This is a genomic window from Aeromonas sp. R7-5, assembly GCF_040908015.1.
In the GTDB taxonomy this organism is placed as follows: domain Bacteria; phylum Pseudomonadota; class Gammaproteobacteria; order Enterobacterales; family Aeromonadaceae; genus Aeromonas; species Aeromonas caviae.
Map to the genome: position 1 here is coordinate 134,796 of NZ_JBFOCZ010000028.1, position 15,275 is coordinate 150,070.

The window sequence follows — 15,275 nt, forward strand, 5'->3', positions numbered from 1 at the left end:
GGCTGGCGCCACACACACCCGAATTCGAGAGTAACACCCATGAAAAAACCAACTGTCGTCGTCGCCCTGGGGGGCAATGCCCTGCTCCGCCGCGGTGAACCTCTGGAAGCCGACATCCAGCGCAAGAACATCGCCACCGCCGCCAAGACCATCGCCCGCATCGCCGAGGATTACAACGTGGTGCTGGTGCACGGCAACGGCCCGCAAGTCGGCCTGCTGGCCTTGCAGAACAGCGCCTACACCAAGGTCTCCCCCTATCCCCTGGATGTGCTGGGTGCCGAGTCCCAGGGCATGATCGGCTACATGCTGATCCAGGAGTTGAAGAACCTGATGCCGAGCCGCAACGTCACCGCGCTGCTGACCCAGGTGCAGGTCGATCCCAAGGATCCGGCGTTTGCCAACCCGACCAAGTTCATCGGCCCCGTCTACGAAGAGGCGGAAGCCCGCACCCTGGCTGCCGAGAAGCACTGGGTGGTCAAGGCAGACGGCAAGTTTTTCCGCCGCGTGGTGCCGTCCCCGCTGCCCCAACGCATCGTCGAAGGCGACGCCATCGAAACCCTGATTGCCCAGGGTCACCTCATCATCTGTACCGGTGGTGGTGGCATCCCGGTGACCTGGGATGGCCAGAGCCTGACCGGCATCGAGGCCGTGATCGACAAGGACATGTCTGCCGCCTACCTGGCCAAGCAGATCAAGGCCGACGCGCTGCTGATCCTGACCGACGCCGATGCCGTCTATCTGGATTGGGGCAAGCCGACCCAGCGTCCGCTGCGGGTCACCAGCCCGGACGAGCTGGCTGGCGTCAAGTTCGATGCCGGCTCCATGGGGCCCAAGGTCGAAGCCTCCTGTGAATTCGTCAAGGCGACCGGCGGCATGGTCGGCATCGGCTCCCTGGAAGATGGCCTCGCCATCCTCAAGGGGGAAGCCGGCACCAACATCGTCGCCACCAATACCGTCAATGCCTGAGCCAAGGCTCTGGTCTGAACAACTGCGTAGTCAATGACACTGCCAAATTGGTCTGAACAAATATAGAGAGAACTCATCATGGCTTTTAATCTGCGTAACCGTAACTTCCTGAAACTGCTGGACTTCACCCCTCGCGAAATCCAATACATGATCGATCTGGCCATCGACCTGAAGAAAGCCAAATACGGTGGCTATGAGCGCAAGCATCTGGTCGGCAAGAACATTGCCCTGATCTTCGAGAAGACCTCCACCCGCACCCGCTGTGCGTTCGAAGTGGCGGCCTTCGACCAGGGCGCCCAGGTCTCCTACCTCGGCCCGAGCGGTTCCCAAATCGGTCACAAGGAGTCCATGAAGGACACCGCCCGGGTGCTGGGCCGCATGTATGACGGCATCGAATACCGCGGCTACGGCCAGGAGATCGTCGAAGAGCTGGGGGCCCACGCCGGTGTGCCGGTCTGGAACGGCCTGACCAACGAATTCCACCCGACCCAGATCCTAGCGGACTTCATGACCATGCTGGAGCACGGCAAGGGCAAACGTCTGGATCAGATCAAGTTCGCCTACCTGGGTGACGCCCGCAACAACATGGGCAACTCCCTGATGGTGGGTGCCGCCAAGATGGGCATGGACATCCGCTTGGTGGCGCCGAAAGCCTTCTGGCCGGAAGAGGAGCTGGTTGCCACCTGCCGCCTCATCGCCGAAGAGACCGGTGCGCGCATCCACCTGACCGAAGACGTGAAAGAGGGTGTGCTGGGTGCCGACTTCCTCTACACCGATGTCTGGGTCTCCATGGGTGAAGCGAAGGAAGCCTGGGATCAACGGGTGAAACTGATGACCCCGTATCAGGTCAACATGGACGTCATCAACGCCACCAAGAACCCGGATGTGAAGTTCATGCACTGCCTGCCGGCGTTCCACAACGACGAGACCACCATGGGCAAGGAAGTGGCCGACAAATATGGCATGAAGGGCCTGGAAGTGACCGAGGACGTGTTCGAATCCGAGCACAGCATCGTGTTCGACGAGGCGGAAAACCGGATGCACACCATCAAGGCAGTGATGGTGGCTACGCTGGGCGACTGACGTCGTCAGTGGTGCCGGGGGGTGACCCCCGGCTTTTCAACCATGTGACAGCGGCATAATACCTCCAACCCTACGACCCGCAGCCTGCATGGATACCACACCCACAGAAGGAAGCTGGACCATGACCAAATTCAAGTTCCCGTCAGCCTACACGATACTGTTTGTGCTGATCGCCCTGGTGGCCGCCCTGAGCTGGATAGTGCCGGCCGGCAAATACGAGATGACCATGAACGAGGCCCTCGGCAAGGAAGTGCCGGTGGCCGGTACCTACAAACTGGTGGATGCCAATCCCCAGGGGATTGTCGACGTGCTGCTGGCACCCATCGACGGTCTCTACAACCACGACACCTATGAGGCTGGCGCCATCGACGTCTCCCTCTTCATCCTGATCATCGGTGGCTTCCTTGGCATCGTGACCAAGACAGGTGCCATCGATGCTGGTATCGAGCGCGTCACCGATCGCCTGCGTGGCCGTGAAGAGTGGATGATCCCGATCCTGATGGCGCTGTTCGCCGCAGGGGGCACCATCTACGGCATGGCGGAAGAGTCTCTGCCGTTCTACACCCTGCTGGTGCCGGTGATGATGGCCGCCCGCTTCGACCCCGTGGTCGCTGCCGCGACCGTGCTGCTGGGGGCCGGTATCGGTACCCTGGGCTCCACCATCAACCCGTTCGCCACCGTGATCGCCGCCAACGCGGCCGGCATCTCCTTCACCGACGGCATCTGGTTGCGGGTCGCCATGCTGGTGGCCGGCTGGCTGATCTGCGTGGCCTATGTGATGCGTTACGCCAAGATGGTGCGAAGCGATCCCAGCAAGTCCCTGGTGGCCGACAAGTGGGAAGAGAACCGTGCCCACTTCCTCGGCAACAAGAGCGACCAGATGCTGGAGTTCACCACCACCCGCAAGATCGTGCTGGGTATCTTCGTCGCCGCCTTTGCCGTGATGATCTACGGGGTGGCCGTGCTGGGCTGGTGGATGGCGCAGATCTCCGGCGTGTTCCTGGCTGCCGCCATCATCGTCGGTGTCATCTCCCGCATGAGCGAGGAGGAGCTGACCTCCAACTTCATCGACGGCGCTCGTGACCTGCTCGGCGTGGCCCTCATCATCGGTATCGCCCGCGGTATCGTGGTAGTGATGGACAACGGCATGATCACCCACACCATTTTGCACAGCGCAGAGGGGATAGTGACCGGCCTCTCCACCATCGTCTTCATCAACGTGATGTTCGTGCTGGAAGTGGTGCTCTCCTTCCTGGTGCCCTCTTCCTCCGGTCTGGCGGTGCTGACCATGCCGATCATGGCGCCGCTTGCCGACTTCGCCAACGTGGGCCGCGAGCTGGTGGTCACCGCCTACCAGTCCGCCTCCGGCCTAGTGAACCTGGTGACCCCGACCTCCGCCGTGGTCATGGGGGGGCTGGCCATTGCCAAGGTGCCCTATGTGCGCTGGCTGAAGTGGGTGGCCCCGCTGCTCGGCATGCTGACCGTGCTGATCGTGCTCTGCCTGAGCCTGGGCGCTGTGCTGGCATGAATGCCGACAGAGATAGGGATAACAACGGGAGCCTGGGGCTCCCGTTTTTTATGGCAGGCAAGGCGGGGCGCCCGGCCTCTCCCGTGGCCTGACTCCTTGCCGCGCGGGCAACAAAAAGGCGACCCCAGGGTCGCCTTCTGGCATCCAGCAGGGGTCAGCGGGCGTTTTCCAGGGTGCGCACCACGGCGGCGTGAGCCTGGCGGGTTCGGCTGATGTGGCGCGGGGCGATCAGTACCACGTCGTTGCCGGCCACGGCCCCCAGGATCTCGGGATTGGCGTTGCGATCCAGCAGGCGAGCCACCACGGTAGCGGCCCCCGGGGTGGTATGCACCAGCACCATCTGCTGGTTGTGGACCACGGCGCGCACCATGTCATGGATGGAGCGGGTGCTGCCGGCGGGCTCCAGCTGCTCGTCCACCAGGGTGTAGACCTTCTTGCCGTTGGCGTTCTGGGCCTTGGCGACCCCGAGACGGCGCAGCAGGCGGGAGATGGTGGACTGGCTGATGTCCGCAAAACCGCGGGCGGAGAGCTCGCGGCGGATCTCCTCCTGGGTGCTGTAACAGTGCTGGCCGATGATCTGGCGGCAGGCGTCGAGCTGGGCCAGGTCGGACTCTGGTTCTGCTGGGCGGCTGAGGGTGTTGACCATGGCGGCTTCCTTTGGCGATGAGCGATGGCGGTCTCGCCCAGTCTGTCGTTCCGGCTTTTCATAGCGAAAAACACTAATGAGGAGCACTCAAGCAGGGGATGAGCGAGGTATATCCATTACGGGATGGCAAATTATAACCAAAGGGGGAATAAGTGATGTGACAGGGTTCAAAAATGGGCCCAATGGGGCCCACATGGATATCTTTTGTCGGCAGGAAATCAGTAGCGTTCGCTGACGATGTCCTGGGTGAAGGACTTCTCGCAGTATTTGCACTTCATCCGCACCGCCCCTTTCACCTCGCGCACCCGGAAGTAGCTCTCCACCGGTTCGTTGTGGGAGATGCAGTTGGAGTTGGGGCAGTGGAAGACCCCTTCGATGAACTCCGGCAGCGCCAGTTGGTGCTTCTTCACCACCACGAAGTCTTCGATGATGTTGACGGTCGCCTTGGGGGCGAACAGGGCGAGCTGGTTGGCCTGCTGCTCGGTCAGACGGGTGTTCTCGATCTTGATGAGATCCTTCTTGCCGAGGGCGCCGGATTTGAGGTTGAAGCCGACGGTGATCCGCTCCTGGGTCTCGATCAGCTGGAACAGCTTGAGGATCTTGATGCCCTGGCCGGCGGGGACGTGGTCGATGACGGAGCCGTGGCGGATGGCTTCGACTTGCAGTTGGTTCTTCTCGGACATGATGTTCCCCTTTCCCTTAGACGGTTTCGTTCAGTACCAGTGCCAGCAGTGCCTGGCGGGCATAGACCCCGTTCTCCGCCTGCTGGAAGTAGTAGGCGTGGGGGGTCTTGTCGACGGCGACCTCGATCTCGTCAACCCGGGGCAGGGGATGGAGGATCTTCATGGTGGGCTTGGCCCCTTCCAGGGTCGCCAGCTCCAGCACGAACTTGGCGGCCATGTGCTTGTACTCGGTCTCGTCGAAGCGCTCCTTCTGGACGCGGGTCATGTAGAGGATGTCGAGCTCCGGCATCACCTCTTCCATGGTCTCGTGCACGCTGAAGCGGATGCCCTTCTCTTCCAGCTCCTCGCAGAGGTAGTCCGGCATGGCCAGCGCCTCAGGGGAGATGAAGAAGAAGCGGCAGTTGAACAGGCTCAGGGCCTGGGCCAGGGAGTGGACGGTGCGGCCGTACTTCAGGTCACCGACGAAGGCGACGTTGAGGCCGTCCAGCTTGCCTTGGGTCTCGTGGATGGAGAAGAGGTCGAGCAGGGTCTGGGTGGGATGCTGGTTGGAGCCGTCACCGCCGTTGATGACCGGCACCCGGGAGAACTCGGAGGCCAGACGGGCTGCCCCTTCCTTGGGGTGGCGCATCACCACCGCATCGGTGTAGGAGCTGATGATCTTGATGGAGTCGGCCAGAGTCTCGCCCTTCTTGGCGCTGGTGTTGCCGCCGTCGGCGAAGCCGATGATGTTGCCGCCCAGGCGCTGGACCGCGGTCTCGAAGGAGAGACGGGTGCGGGTGGAGGCTTCGAAGAAGCAACTGGCGACCAGCTTGTCTTTCAGCAGGCGGCTGTCGGGTTCGGCCTTCAACCGCTGTGCGGTGGCGACCACCAGTTCCATGTCGGACCGGGTCAGATCCGAGATGGAGATGACGTGTTTGTTATAGAGTGGATTGGTCATCGTCTGCATTCCCTTTGGCATCAATGAAGGTTTTTCCGGCACAAAAAAAAGCCCCTGAAACAGGGGCTCTTTTCAAAAAAAACGGGGGATCTGTGGGACGGGAACCGGAAACAACGGGGCCGCTCTGGTGCGCTCCACCCGTCTGCAAGGCTGCTTTTTTCATCAAAAACGGCATTGTCCTGTCCCGACCTTTTTCAAAACCGCACCGATTATAGGGCTGGTTTTTGAATTGTCAAAAATTTATTTCATAGGCAGGATTTGCCTAGAAAAACGTTTAAGTGTCGCGAACGGGTCGACAAATCCAGAGTGCGTGCTGCGCCTGCAAGGGGGCGCCATCGGCGGCCATGCTGCGCAGGTAGCCGAGCCTGTGGTGCCCCTCCAGCAGGCAGTAGGGATGGGGCAGGGGATGACCGTCCGGGTAGCAGGTTCCCGGGGCGGTGGCGAGGACGATGACAGGCTCGGACCAGGTGCCCCGGCGCAGCATGTCATCGCCGAGCCAGGAGCGGCGCACGTAGCGGTTGCTGCGCAGCATCTCGCCCCAGCGATCGATCACCTCCATGTGGCGGGAGTCTATCTGCTCGATAATCTGCGCGGTGGGCCAGTGCTCGCACTCGAACTGGTGGCTGGAGAGATCGATAAAGCTCCAGTTGGATTCAAAACCGCGCCAATGACGGTAAATCCACTGGGCGAGCACATTGGAGGGAATGGAGGGCACCAGGGGAGAGACTCTGTCCAGATAGTCGGCCAGGGTCTCCGTCTTGCGCTCATCCCGGAAGTTGAGGGGCGCAAGCTGTTGCAGCAGTCGGTAATTGAGCATGGGCAGCCTCCCTGAGCCTGGTTTCACCCTACCCCCATTTGTGTCCCATTCCTACCCCGTCGGGGCTGCAAATACAGCAGCTTACCCCCGCTCCTTGTTGGAATTGCGGGGATCTGCTCGTCATTTGTTCGATCGCATCGAAAGTGAGAAAAAAAGCCTTTACCTTTGACCTCCGCTTTGTATACTACGCCTCGTTTGTTGCAGGGGCGTAGTTCCAATTGGTAGAACAGCGGTCTCCAAAACCGATGGTTGCGGGTTCGAGTCCTGCCGCCCCTGCCATTTTTCAGAAAGGCCAGCTCATTGAGCTGGCCTTTCGCATTTCTATCATCTGATGAAATTCTGAATATTCCCCTCGTCGTAGCCACCTGCTTAGGTGTTTGTTAAGGAGTGCTTGAGCGTGGCGACTCAAGCACATCCTGTTGATGCATCGTGCCATGGCGGGGTGCTAGTGCGGCTGACCAAGGGCCTCACTCTCCTCGAAGGCGGCCTGCGAGGCCTCCAATCGCCCTTGGTCATTGGCGATATTTCCCAGCTTGTTTAACACAATGGATAGATCCCGCAATACTTGCGGACTGTCGCCGAGGCTGGCTCGCAGGCTGCGGCAAAGGGTCAGGCTCTCCTCAAAGGGAGCCTGGGCGGCTTCAAGCCGCCCCTGGGCGTGGGCAACATCACCAAGTCGTTCGAGTGAGACGGAGAGATCCCGCAGCATCTGCGGGCTATCGCCGAGGCTGGCTCGCAGACTGCGGCAAAGGGTCAGGCTCTCTTCAAAGGCGGCCTGGGCGGCTTCAAGCCGCCCCTGGGCGTGGGCAATATCACCTAGCCTGTTTAACGCGACGAAGAGATCACGCAGCACCTGCGGGCTATCGCCTAGGCTGGCTCGCAGGCTGCGGCAAAGGGTCAAGCTCTCTTCGAAGGCTGTCTGCGCTACTTCAAGTCGCCCTTGGTCGTGGGCAATATCGCCTAGCTTACTTAACGCAATGGAGAGATCCCGCAGCACCTGCGGGCTATCGCCGAGGCTGGCTCGCAGGTTGTTGCGAAGGGCCAGGCTCTCCTCAACGGCGGCTTGGGCGGTTTCAAGTCGGCCTTGTTGGAGAGCGATATCTCCCAGCTTATTTAACCCCACGGAGAGATCCCGTAGCACCTGCGGGCTATCGCCGAGGCTGGCCCGCAGGTTGTGGCGAAGGGTCAGGCTCTCCTCAAAGGCTGCCTGCGCGGCTTCAAGCCGCCCCTGGGCGCAGGCAACATCACCAAGTCGTTCGAGTGAGATGGATAGATCTCGCAGCATTTGTGGGCTATCGCCATGGCTGGCTCGCAGGCTGCGGCGAAGGGTCAGGCTCTCTTCACAGGCGGTCTGGGCGGCCTCAAGCCGTCCCTGAGCCCGAGCGATATCAGCGAGGTTATTAAGGGAGACTGAAAGATCTCTGAGCATCTGGGGCTGCTGTCCCCATTTGCTTACAAGAGTGCGAAACGTCGCGTTCGCTTTCTGTTCAAGCTCGAACGCCTCCTCAAATAGATGAATGCGACACAGCATTTTCGCCAGCTGAGATTGGGCTACGGCAAGGTGTCGCATATTTTTTGCAGACGGTTTTTTCTGACATGCGTTTTCGGCGCGCCTGAGCGCCTCTCGCCGACTGCTCACCTGTTGATCGAGGCTGGTCCGATCCTCCGGGAGCGGTGGGATAGGGGGCTCGTGAGAAATATCTGGTTGAGCGAGCGTCCGGGGTAATTCGATCAGTTGCTGGCGGATGCTCCATAGGTCCGGCGCCATGGTCACGATGTGCTGAGCAAAAGAGAGGGGCAACTGGATAAACAAGGGGCTATTGAGACGCTTTTCCAGTTCTGAGCGGCGTTTATTGAGAATGGAGAGGATGGTCTTTCGCGCGCGATCCCAGGGTTGCTCTGTTTGGCTTGATTCTGGTGAGGCATCGGCAACGGTATCCACGGCTGATAACTCAAGCCACACCGGGGCGCCTTGAGTGCGCGTCTCGTCAAACAGCTCGGCGATCAGGGTGGTTTCGGCCTCTCTTGCATCCGTTGAGCGAAGCCATCTTAGCGGCTTGCAGTGGGATCGCATCAGGTCGTTGACGTGCTCGCGCAGGGTGATAGCGGCACGACTGTCTTCTACCAGTACAAAGAAGAGGGAGAAGTCCTGATGCCAATCCAGCAGCAGCTTAATTTCGGCCCAAAGCCGTTCGAGATAATGATCAGACATGTTGGTAAATGATCGGGGGAACCTGATACCAGATACTGCCATTTTGATAGTTCAATACCAATGAATGATCGAACAGGCGAATAATGGGCGGCAGATCTTTTTCCAGTGCGGTCATATGCTGTGCCAAATTACCACTCTCTCTCTTACAGTGCTCAAGCCATTTCCGGTCTTCGGCATTTAGCCAATGCAGATGTTTGGTTTCCTCCACTATGGCCTGAGTGATGGGTTCGCTCTGCATATCCGCGAGTGGATAACCTGACTTTATCAGCTCCGCTTTTCTGATACAGAGCCTGATGAGAGAAAACATACGCCTGAGGTTGCCACCGGATAGCCAGGCCAGTTCGCTCATGATTTCTAATGTGATATAGCGCTCCCAGTCAGGACGTCGCTTATTCACCACTTCCAGTATCTTATCTATGCCGGGCTGGTTTTTTTCTGGCATATGACCTTGCTCCGGCTTGTTCATCACCTTGAAGTTAGATAGTGAGTAGGTACCAGAATAGAATTGATCAATATTAGGCAACACGGCATGCAGATAGGGAGGTGTGGTGTAGATGACGGTAATATCAGGGAACGATAAACGATCAGGGAAGTTAAAGAAGAGATCCTTCAGTGAGTCATAAAGAACCTGTTCGCGACCAGATGGGGCTGACAAACGCTCCAGAGAGTCAACGATAAGTACCAATTTATTCTGTCCCGTCTCGACTTTCACCTGGTCGGCGACTTCCTTGGCAAAGGCATTGGCATCTATAAAAAACTGACTGGAGGCGCGAGCAAACTGGATTAGCTCTTTTTTGAAGGACGGATTATCCCGCAGTGAAAAGGCAGCTTCGATATTGGCCATCTTCAAGGTTGGCTTAAGCTCGACATCACTGGTCAGGGCGCGCTTGGTGCGTTCCCAGATGCTTTCTGTGAGGAAGTTTTTGCCAAATTTTATTTCAATCCCATGGGATAGCCCGGCCAAGGCGGTAAAAACCAGTTCGGTTTGGGTGATCTCTGGCTCATTTAAATCGAGGTAATCACCCGCATCACAATAAAATACCGGAATATTTTCTTGTTCGAGTTCGAGCATAAGTTTTTTTAGCTCGGTGGTTTTACCTGCACCCCTGAGACCGGAAAATAAATAACAGCCCGGTGAGTCTTCCCAATCTATAGCTTGTTTTATTTCGGCAACGATATCGTGGGCTGCATCAGGAGAACGATTTACATAATAGGTTGCCACATTTTTGTCACGAAATGCGGTATCCAAAAATGCATTGTGAAAATCTTTGGGGCTCAATACTGTCTCGTTCATGATATTTCACCGAAAAAAACAAAATAAGTAGTTGAGAATAACATGAGCAAGGCGGCTCTGTCACTGGGCTGGGTCATGAGAAAAAATGCAGAGCATTTAAAAGAGTTCAATAAAATCAACATGGTAAAATGCTATGTCGCAGATAGGCATGACCAAGAAGCACTGAGGCTCCTTCCCACTGATATGCAAGACACAGGCAACCATTTTGATGCTCGCCCCGCTTTACTTGATATCCGCAATCTGTTACGCCACGGAGTGCTCCTCCGCTCCTCCATGGTCAGGGTGTCCACGTAGCGCTGCTCGATGAGTCGCTCGGCGGCGCAGAACATCTCCTCTGGGGCGGCGGTGCGGGAGGCGGCATCGGGTCAGGTGGGGCTGCTGACCATAGGGGCCATCACCTCCGCCATGCTCGACGAGTTGCCCAGGGTGATCGAGCGCCTCAAGGTGAGCCACCCAGGGATCACCGTCTCGGTGCGGGAGATAGACAGTGCCGACGCCATTCCTACGCTGGAAAGCGGTGAGCTGGACCTGGCCCTGGTGAGGTTGGCCGGACGGGATGAAGGAAGTATCCGGGTGCACCCCCTCAAGCAGGATCGGCTGGCAGTGGCCCTGCCAGCCACCCACGCGCTGGCAGGGGAAGCGTCTGTGCCCCTTGCAGCCCTGGCGGAGGAGCCCTTCGTGCTGTTCCCCCGTGCCCTCAACCCGACCTACTTCGATACCCTGATGGCCTGCTGCCATGAGGCGGGATTTGCTCCCAGAGTGCTGCACGAGGCGCGCACCGTGGCCTCCCAGGTGGCCTTCGTCGGTTGTGGACAAGGGGTGGCCCTGGTGCCGGAGACACTGTACAAGAGCGCACCCGCCAACGTGGTCATTCGACCGTTGGCGGGGGAGGTGCAGGTGGTGACCACGGCACTGGCCTGGCACAGGGAGCGTCCCCCCGCGCTGCTGGACTTGTTGCTGACCGAGCTGGCCGGACAGTCGTCCGCTCCCAGTCACCATCACCAGTGGGCGGCGGGGGGAGCCTGAAGGGGGAGAAAATAGGCGAGGATCTCGTGATTTTCGTGACTCACAGCAGCTCCTGTTGCCAAAAATAAGAAAATTGAGGTGATTCACTAAAGTCCCACCTCGGCTGCGCCGATATCACCTACCAAGATGGGGGTATTTTCGGCCCCTGCTACCACAAGGATTCGTTGTCATGACTCTCTCGTTGCGCGGCAAGCTGCTCGCGGCCAGCCTGGGGGTAGTGCTGCTGATGGCAGCCCTGCTCGGTATTGTCGCCTTCCACACCCTCAAATCCCGCACCCTTGACGCCATCCAGAGCGAGGCGGTCAACTACGGCCACGCCCACTCGGTGGCCATCGGCAACTGGCTTGAGGATCGCAAGCACGCGGTCGACGCCCTGGCCGCTGTCATTGCGCGCGACCCCGACACGGCCCTGGTGCCCCACCTGTTGCAGACCCGCACCTCCGGCGGTTTCGGCCTCACCTATTTTGGTTCGGCGCAGGGGGAGATGACCCGCCACGATCCCGCCCTCAACACCGCCAACTATGACCCCAGGGCCCGCCCCTGGTACCAGAACGCCGACAAGGCGGGCAAGCTCATCGTCACGCCGCCCTATGTCAGCGTGACCATGCAGCAGATGGTGGTGACCCTGGCCGAGCCGGTGAGCCACCAGGGCCGGGTGATCGGGGTGGCCGGGGCGGATCTCTCCCTCGACGCCCTCATCGACGAGGTGCTGGCCATGAAGGTGCAGGGAGAGGGCTACGCCATGCTGCTCGACCGCACCGGCCTCATCGTCGGCCACCCGAACAAGGAGCTGGCGCTCAAGCAGGTGGCGGAGCTGGATCCCGGCCTCACCGGGGCGGCGCTGGATGCGTGGAGCCGCGACGGCGAGCTGCACGGCGCCAACCTGAACGGGCGCGAGGTGCTGCTCTCGGTGCAGGGAGTGCCCGGCACCGACTGGCTGCTCGCCATGGTGATGTACAAGGAGGTGCTTGAGGCGCCGCTCGCCTCCCTGCTGTGGCAACTGGTGGGGCTGACCCTGGTGCTGCTGCTGGTGTTCGGTGCCCTGCTCATCGCCATGTTCAACTACCTGTTCGCGGATCTGGGGCGGGTCTCCAGGGCGCTCGCCGACATTGCCCACGGGGAGGGGGATCTCACGGTGCAGATCGCCACCCGCAGCCAGGATGAGGTGGGGCAGCTGGCCCAGAACTTCAACCAGTTCGTGGCCAGGCTGCACGGCATCGTCAGCCGGTTGCGGGACGCCACCGTCGAGCTGGCGGCCCAGTCCCGCACCCAGGCGGCGGGGGCCGAGGCCCGCAGCCAGCGGGTGAGCCAGCAGCAGGACGAGATCGTCATGGTGGCGACCGCGGTGACCGAGATGGCCTCCGCAACCCAGGAGATCGCCGGCAACGCCGAGTTTGCTGCCAACACCGCCGGCGATGCGGTGCGCCTCGCGGTGGCCGGCCAGTCCCAGGTCGGCCAGAGCCAGCGCAGCATCACGGGGCTGGCGGGGGAGGTCTCCGACGCCAGCCAGACCATCCACGAGCTGGATGGCCACGCCCAGCAGATCAGCGGCATTCTGGCCACCATCAGCGGCATCGCCGAGCAGACCAATCTGCTGGCCCTGAACGCCGCCATCGAGGCGGCCCGGGCCGGGGAGCAGGGGCGCGGCTTTGCCGTGGTGGCGGACGAGGTGCGGGTGCTGTCGCGCCGCACCCACGACTCCACCGCCGAGATCCAGCAGATGATCGAGGCGTTGCAGCAGACCACGCGCAAGGCGGTGGGTGGCATGGAGACCAGCCGCCAGCTGGCGGGCACCAGCGTGGAGGACGCCGAAGCGGCGAATCTCAGCCTGGGCAGGATCAACGAGGCCATCGGCGCCATCAGCGACATGGCGACCCAGATCGCGGCGGCGGCCGAGGAGCAGACCTCGGTGACCGGCGAGATCAGCCGCAACACCGAGAATATCCGCCACGTCTCCCAGGCGCTGGCGGCCCAGGCTGGCGAAGAGGCCGCCCAGGCGGCCCAGCTCAAGTCTCTCACCGAGCGGCTGGAGCAGGAGATCGGGCGCTTCCGGCTCTAGGCTGGGACCCGGATGTGACAAAGGCGACCCCGGGGTCGCCTTTATTCATTCTGTGTATGGATATTATTTCGCCATGCACCCGCTGAATAATGCCGGGTCCTGGCCCTGCAACGGGCGCAGGCATAGGCTCAGAGAGGCTTGATGTAGCTGTAGAACTCGTTGTCCCGCTGGTAGCCGTGTCCTTCGTAGAGGGCCTGAGCCTGCCGGTTGTCGGTGGCGGTGCTCAGCATCAGGAAGGCGGCGCCCGTCTCCTGGCCGTGGCGATCGGCCCGCGCCAGCAGCGCCTGGGCCACCCCCTGCTGGCGGGCCGCCGGCGCCACGAACAGATCGTACAGCAGCCAGATGGGCTTCAGGGCGAGGGAGCAGAACAGGGGATAGAGGTGGGCAAATCCCAGCACCTCTCCCGCCTCGCTCTGGGCCACGAAGAGCACCGACTCCCCGGCGGTGCAGCGCTCCAGCAGGAAGGCTTCGGCGGCCTCGGGCCGGGCAGGCAGCCGGTAGAACGCCCGGTATTCCACGAACAGGGGGGTGACCTGGGGAATGTCCCCGGGGGTGGCCTGGAAGATCCTCATGGGGCGTTCCCCGCCGGATCCTGGCTGACCCAGATCAGCCGGTCGGTGGCAAAGCCGAGCCCCCGGGCCCGCTCGACCAGGGCCTCTACCTTCTCTTTGGGGGGATGGGGCGTGCGGGAGAGGATCCAGAGGTACTGGAGGTTGTAACTGCTCACCAGGGAGAGGTCATAGTCCGTCGCCAGCACGTTGTAGCTGCCGTAGAAGGGGCCGAAGAAGCTCACCTTGAGGCGCCCCTCGTCGCTGTCGCCCACGAAGTAGGCGCGCCCCTCGGCCTCGCGCCATTCCCCCTGTTCGTCCTGCCCCCGGTTGATCACCCTGACACCGCCGTCATCCCGCAGGCTGTAGGTGGCGGTGACCCGGTTCAGGCCGCGCTCGAAACCGTGATCGAGGCGGGCCACCTCGTACCAGGTGCCCAGGTAGCGGTCGAGCTGGAAGGGCTTGACCACCTGGTGTCCCGGTGGAATGCCGGTGCAGGCGGTGGCCAGCAGGGTCAGAACGAGCAGGATCAGTGTGCGCATGTCATCCCTCCACGATACGCAGTTGTCCCGAGCGGAAGCGTGCCGCGTGTTCGCTCGGGGTGTTGCCAAAGAAGCGTTTGTATTCGCGGCTGAACTGGGAGCCGCTCTCGTAGCCTACCTTGTCCGCCGCCACCCCGGCCTTGAGGCCGTCGTGCAGCATCATCAGCCGCGCCCGGTGCAGGCGCAGGGTCTTGATGTACTGCAGGGGCGAGGTGGCGGTGGCCGCCTTGAAGTGGTGGTGGAAGGCCGAGATGCTCATGTTCGCCTCCCGGGCCAGCTCCTCCACCGTCAGGTTCTCGGTAAAGCGCTGCTCCATGATACGCAGCACCCGGGCTATCTGGCTCACCTGGCTGTGACGACTGGCCATGGCCAGCAGGGCGGGGGCTCCCCCTTCGTGCAGGGCGTGGAACAGGATCTCGCGCACGATCTGGGGCCCCAGCACCCGGGCGTGGAGCGGCTTGTCCATCACGTCGATGAGGCGCTCCACCGCGCAGAGCATGGTCTCGGAGAGGGGCACGGAGACCACGCCGCGACCCGGCTCCGCCGGGGCGGGGGCCGCGTCCCCCATCTCCAGCAGCAGGGCCTGCAGCGCCGCCACGTCGATCTCCACCGAGAGCCCCACCAGAGGGGATTCGGGGGAGGCGAAGCACTCGCACTCGCAGGGCAGCGGCAGGGTCATCATCAGGTAGTGCTCGGGGTCGTAGCGGAAGGTGAAGTCCGAGAGATAGCCCACCTTGTGCCCCTGCAGGATGATGATCATGCGCGGGCGGTAGAGCACCGGGATGCGGTCATGATGCTCCGTGGTGTAGATGAGGTGCACGCCGGGCACGGGGGCGGCGGTGATCCCCGGGTGGGGTGCCAGGGCGGCGAGTCGGCTGGCGAGGGCGGACTGGTGGGTCGCCGCGATGGGCTGATTTGTACTCATTTATCCAGA

14 protein-coding genes and 1 tRNA gene are annotated in these 15,275 nt (G+C 61.2%); 6 read left to right on the plus strand and 9 right to left on the minus strand.

Features of this window, described 5'->3' with window-relative positions:
* Positions 1-39: 39 nt before the first annotated feature.
* The 3 genes from arcC (at position 40) to AB5Y53_RS12345 (ending at position 3,577) form a co-directional block, all read left to right on the plus strand.
* The gene (arcC, locus tag AB5Y53_RS12335; protein ID WP_201872883.1) at positions 40-966 is read left to right on the plus strand and encodes a carbamate kinase; all 927 of its coding nucleotides are present in this window, start codon (positions 40-42) and stop codon (positions 964-966) included.
* Positions 967-1,044: 78 nt separating this feature from the next.
* The gene (argF, locus tag AB5Y53_RS12340; RefSeq protein WP_010676009.1) at positions 1,045-2,049 is read left to right on the plus strand and encodes an ornithine carbamoyltransferase; all 1,005 of its coding nucleotides are present in this window, start codon (positions 1,045-1,047) and stop codon (positions 2,047-2,049) included.
* Positions 2,050-2,170: 121 nt separating this feature from the next.
* On the plus strand, positions 2,171-3,577 hold the full coding sequence (locus AB5Y53_RS12345; protein WP_010676008.1) for a YfcC family protein: 1,407 nt from the start codon (positions 2,171-2,173) through the stop codon (positions 3,575-3,577).
* A 154-nt stretch (positions 3,578-3,731) separates the two neighbouring features.
* On the opposite strand, the gene AB5Y53_RS12350 is transcribed toward AB5Y53_RS12345, so the two are convergent.
* The 4 genes from AB5Y53_RS12350 to AB5Y53_RS12365 form a co-directional block, all read right to left on the minus strand.
* Positions 3,732-4,223: an arginine repressor gene (locus AB5Y53_RS12350; RefSeq protein WP_039039633.1), complete on the minus strand. Its 492-nt coding sequence runs from the start codon at positions 4,221-4,223 to the stop codon at positions 3,732-3,734.
* Positions 4,224-4,441: 218 nt separating this feature from the next.
* Positions 4,442-4,906, minus strand: coding sequence for an aspartate carbamoyltransferase regulatory subunit (pyrI, locus tag AB5Y53_RS12355; RefSeq protein ID WP_010676006.1), 465 nt, complete (start codon positions 4,904-4,906; stop codon positions 4,442-4,444).
* A 16-nt stretch (positions 4,907-4,922) separates the two neighbouring features.
* Complete coding sequence (gene pyrB, locus AB5Y53_RS12360) at positions 4,923-5,843, minus strand: aspartate carbamoyltransferase (RefSeq protein WP_010676005.1); 921 nt, start codon at positions 5,841-5,843, stop codon at positions 4,923-4,925.
* Between the two features lie 274 nt (positions 5,844-6,117).
* Positions 6,118-6,660 (minus strand): hypothetical protein, encoded by a 543-nt coding sequence (locus AB5Y53_RS12365; protein WP_368182169.1) that lies wholly within the window; start codon positions 6,658-6,660, stop codon positions 6,118-6,120.
* Between the two features lie 202 nt (positions 6,661-6,862).
* On the opposite strand from AB5Y53_RS12365, the gene AB5Y53_RS12370 reads away from it, so the two are divergent.
* A tRNA-Trp gene (locus AB5Y53_RS12370) sits at positions 6,863-6,939 on the plus strand.
* A 166-nt stretch (positions 6,940-7,105) separates the two neighbouring features.
* Here the strand turns inward: AB5Y53_RS12370 and AB5Y53_RS12375 are convergent.
* Together AB5Y53_RS12375 and AB5Y53_RS12380 are read right to left on the minus strand one after the other, a co-directional pair.
* Positions 7,106-8,872 (minus strand): tetratricopeptide repeat protein, encoded by a 1,767-nt coding sequence (locus AB5Y53_RS12375; RefSeq protein WP_368182171.1) that lies wholly within the window; start codon positions 8,870-8,872, stop codon positions 7,106-7,108.
* The gene (locus AB5Y53_RS12380) at positions 8,865-10,166 is read right to left on the minus strand and encodes an ATP-binding protein (protein ID WP_368182173.1); all 1,302 of its coding nucleotides are present in this window, start codon (positions 10,164-10,166) and stop codon (positions 8,865-8,867) included. Before AB5Y53_RS12380 ends, AB5Y53_RS12375 begins: the two co-directional genes overlap by 8 nt.
* A gap of 303 nt (positions 10,167-10,469) precedes the next feature.
* Between AB5Y53_RS12380 and AB5Y53_RS12385 the strand changes: the two genes are divergently transcribed.
* Entirely contained in the window at positions 10,470-11,192 is a 723-nt protein-coding gene (locus AB5Y53_RS12385; protein ID WP_368182175.1) for a LysR family substrate-binding domain-containing protein, read from the plus strand.
* A 169-nt stretch (positions 11,193-11,361) separates the two neighbouring features.
* Complete coding sequence (locus tag AB5Y53_RS12390; protein WP_368182177.1) at positions 11,362-13,251, plus strand: methyl-accepting chemotaxis protein; 1,890 nt, start codon at positions 11,362-11,364, stop codon at positions 13,249-13,251.
* A gap of 128 nt (positions 13,252-13,379) precedes the next feature.
* Here AB5Y53_RS12390 and AB5Y53_RS12395 read toward each other — a convergent pair whose 3' ends face one another.
* Genes AB5Y53_RS12395 through AB5Y53_RS12405 form a run of 3 tightly spaced genes read right to left on the minus strand, consistent with a single transcriptional unit; the run spans position 13,380 to position 15,266 of the window.
* Positions 13,380-13,823 carry an N-acetyltransferase family protein gene (locus AB5Y53_RS12395; RefSeq protein WP_368182179.1) on the minus strand — a complete coding sequence of 148 codons (444 nt, stop codon included), beginning with the start codon at positions 13,821-13,823 and terminating at the stop codon, positions 13,380-13,382.
* Entirely contained in the window at positions 13,820-14,341 is a 522-nt protein-coding gene (locus AB5Y53_RS12400; RefSeq protein WP_039039627.1) for a lipocalin family protein, read from the minus strand. The genes AB5Y53_RS12395 and AB5Y53_RS12400 overlap by 4 nt, the downstream gene beginning before the upstream one ends.
* Position 14,342: 1 nt before the next feature.
* The gene (locus AB5Y53_RS12405; RefSeq protein ID WP_104454932.1) at positions 14,343-15,266 is read right to left on the minus strand and encodes an AraC family transcriptional regulator; all 924 of its coding nucleotides are present in this window, start codon (positions 15,264-15,266) and stop codon (positions 14,343-14,345) included.
* Positions 15,267-15,275 lie beyond the last annotated feature (9 nt).

Excerpts from the sequence above, each read along its gene's own strand:
- AB5Y53_RS12365 (WP_368182169.1), bottom strand. The coding sequence starts at position 6,660 with ATGCTCAATTACCGACTGCTGCAACAGCTTGCGCCCCTCAACTTCCGG.
- AB5Y53_RS12395 (WP_368182179.1), bottom strand. The coding sequence starts at position 13,823 with ATGAGGATCTTCCAGGCCACCCCCGGGGACATTCCCCAGGTCACCCCC.
- AB5Y53_RS12405 (WP_104454932.1), bottom strand. The coding sequence starts at position 15,266 with ATGAGTACAAATCAGCCCATCGCGGCGACCCACCAGTCCGCCCTCGCC.
- AB5Y53_RS12380 (WP_368182173.1), bottom strand. The coding sequence starts at position 10,166 with ATGAACGAGACAGTATTGAGCCCCAAAGATTTTCACAATGCATTTTTG.
- AB5Y53_RS12375 (WP_368182171.1), bottom strand. The coding sequence starts at position 8,872 with ATGTCTGATCATTATCTCGAACGGCTTTGGGCCGAAATTAAGCTGCTG.
- pyrB (WP_010676005.1), bottom strand. The coding sequence starts at position 5,843 with ATGACCAATCCACTCTATAACAAACACGTCATCTCCATCTCGGATCTG.
- AB5Y53_RS12385 (WP_368182175.1), top strand. The coding sequence starts at position 10,470 with ATGAGTCGCTCGGCGGCGCAGAACATCTCCTCTGGGGCGGCGGTGCGG.
- AB5Y53_RS12350 (WP_039039633.1), bottom strand. The coding sequence starts at position 4,223 with ATGGTCAACACCCTCAGCCGCCCAGCAGAACCAGAGTCCGACCTGGCC.
- AB5Y53_RS12400 (WP_039039627.1), bottom strand. The coding sequence starts at position 14,341 with ATGCGCACACTGATCCTGCTCGTTCTGACCCTGCTGGCCACCGCCTGC.
- pyrI (WP_010676006.1), bottom strand. The coding sequence starts at position 4,906 with ATGTCCGAGAAGAACCAACTGCAAGTCGAAGCCATCCGCCACGGCTCC.
- AB5Y53_RS12390 (WP_368182177.1), top strand. The coding sequence starts at position 11,362 with ATGACTCTCTCGTTGCGCGGCAAGCTGCTCGCGGCCAGCCTGGGGGTA.
- arcC (WP_201872883.1), top strand. The coding sequence starts at position 40 with ATGAAAAAACCAACTGTCGTCGTCGCCCTGGGGGGCAATGCCCTGCTC.
- argF (WP_010676009.1), top strand. The coding sequence starts at position 1,045 with ATGGCTTTTAATCTGCGTAACCGTAACTTCCTGAAACTGCTGGACTTC.
- AB5Y53_RS12345 (WP_010676008.1), top strand. The coding sequence starts at position 2,171 with ATGACCAAATTCAAGTTCCCGTCAGCCTACACGATACTGTTTGTGCTG.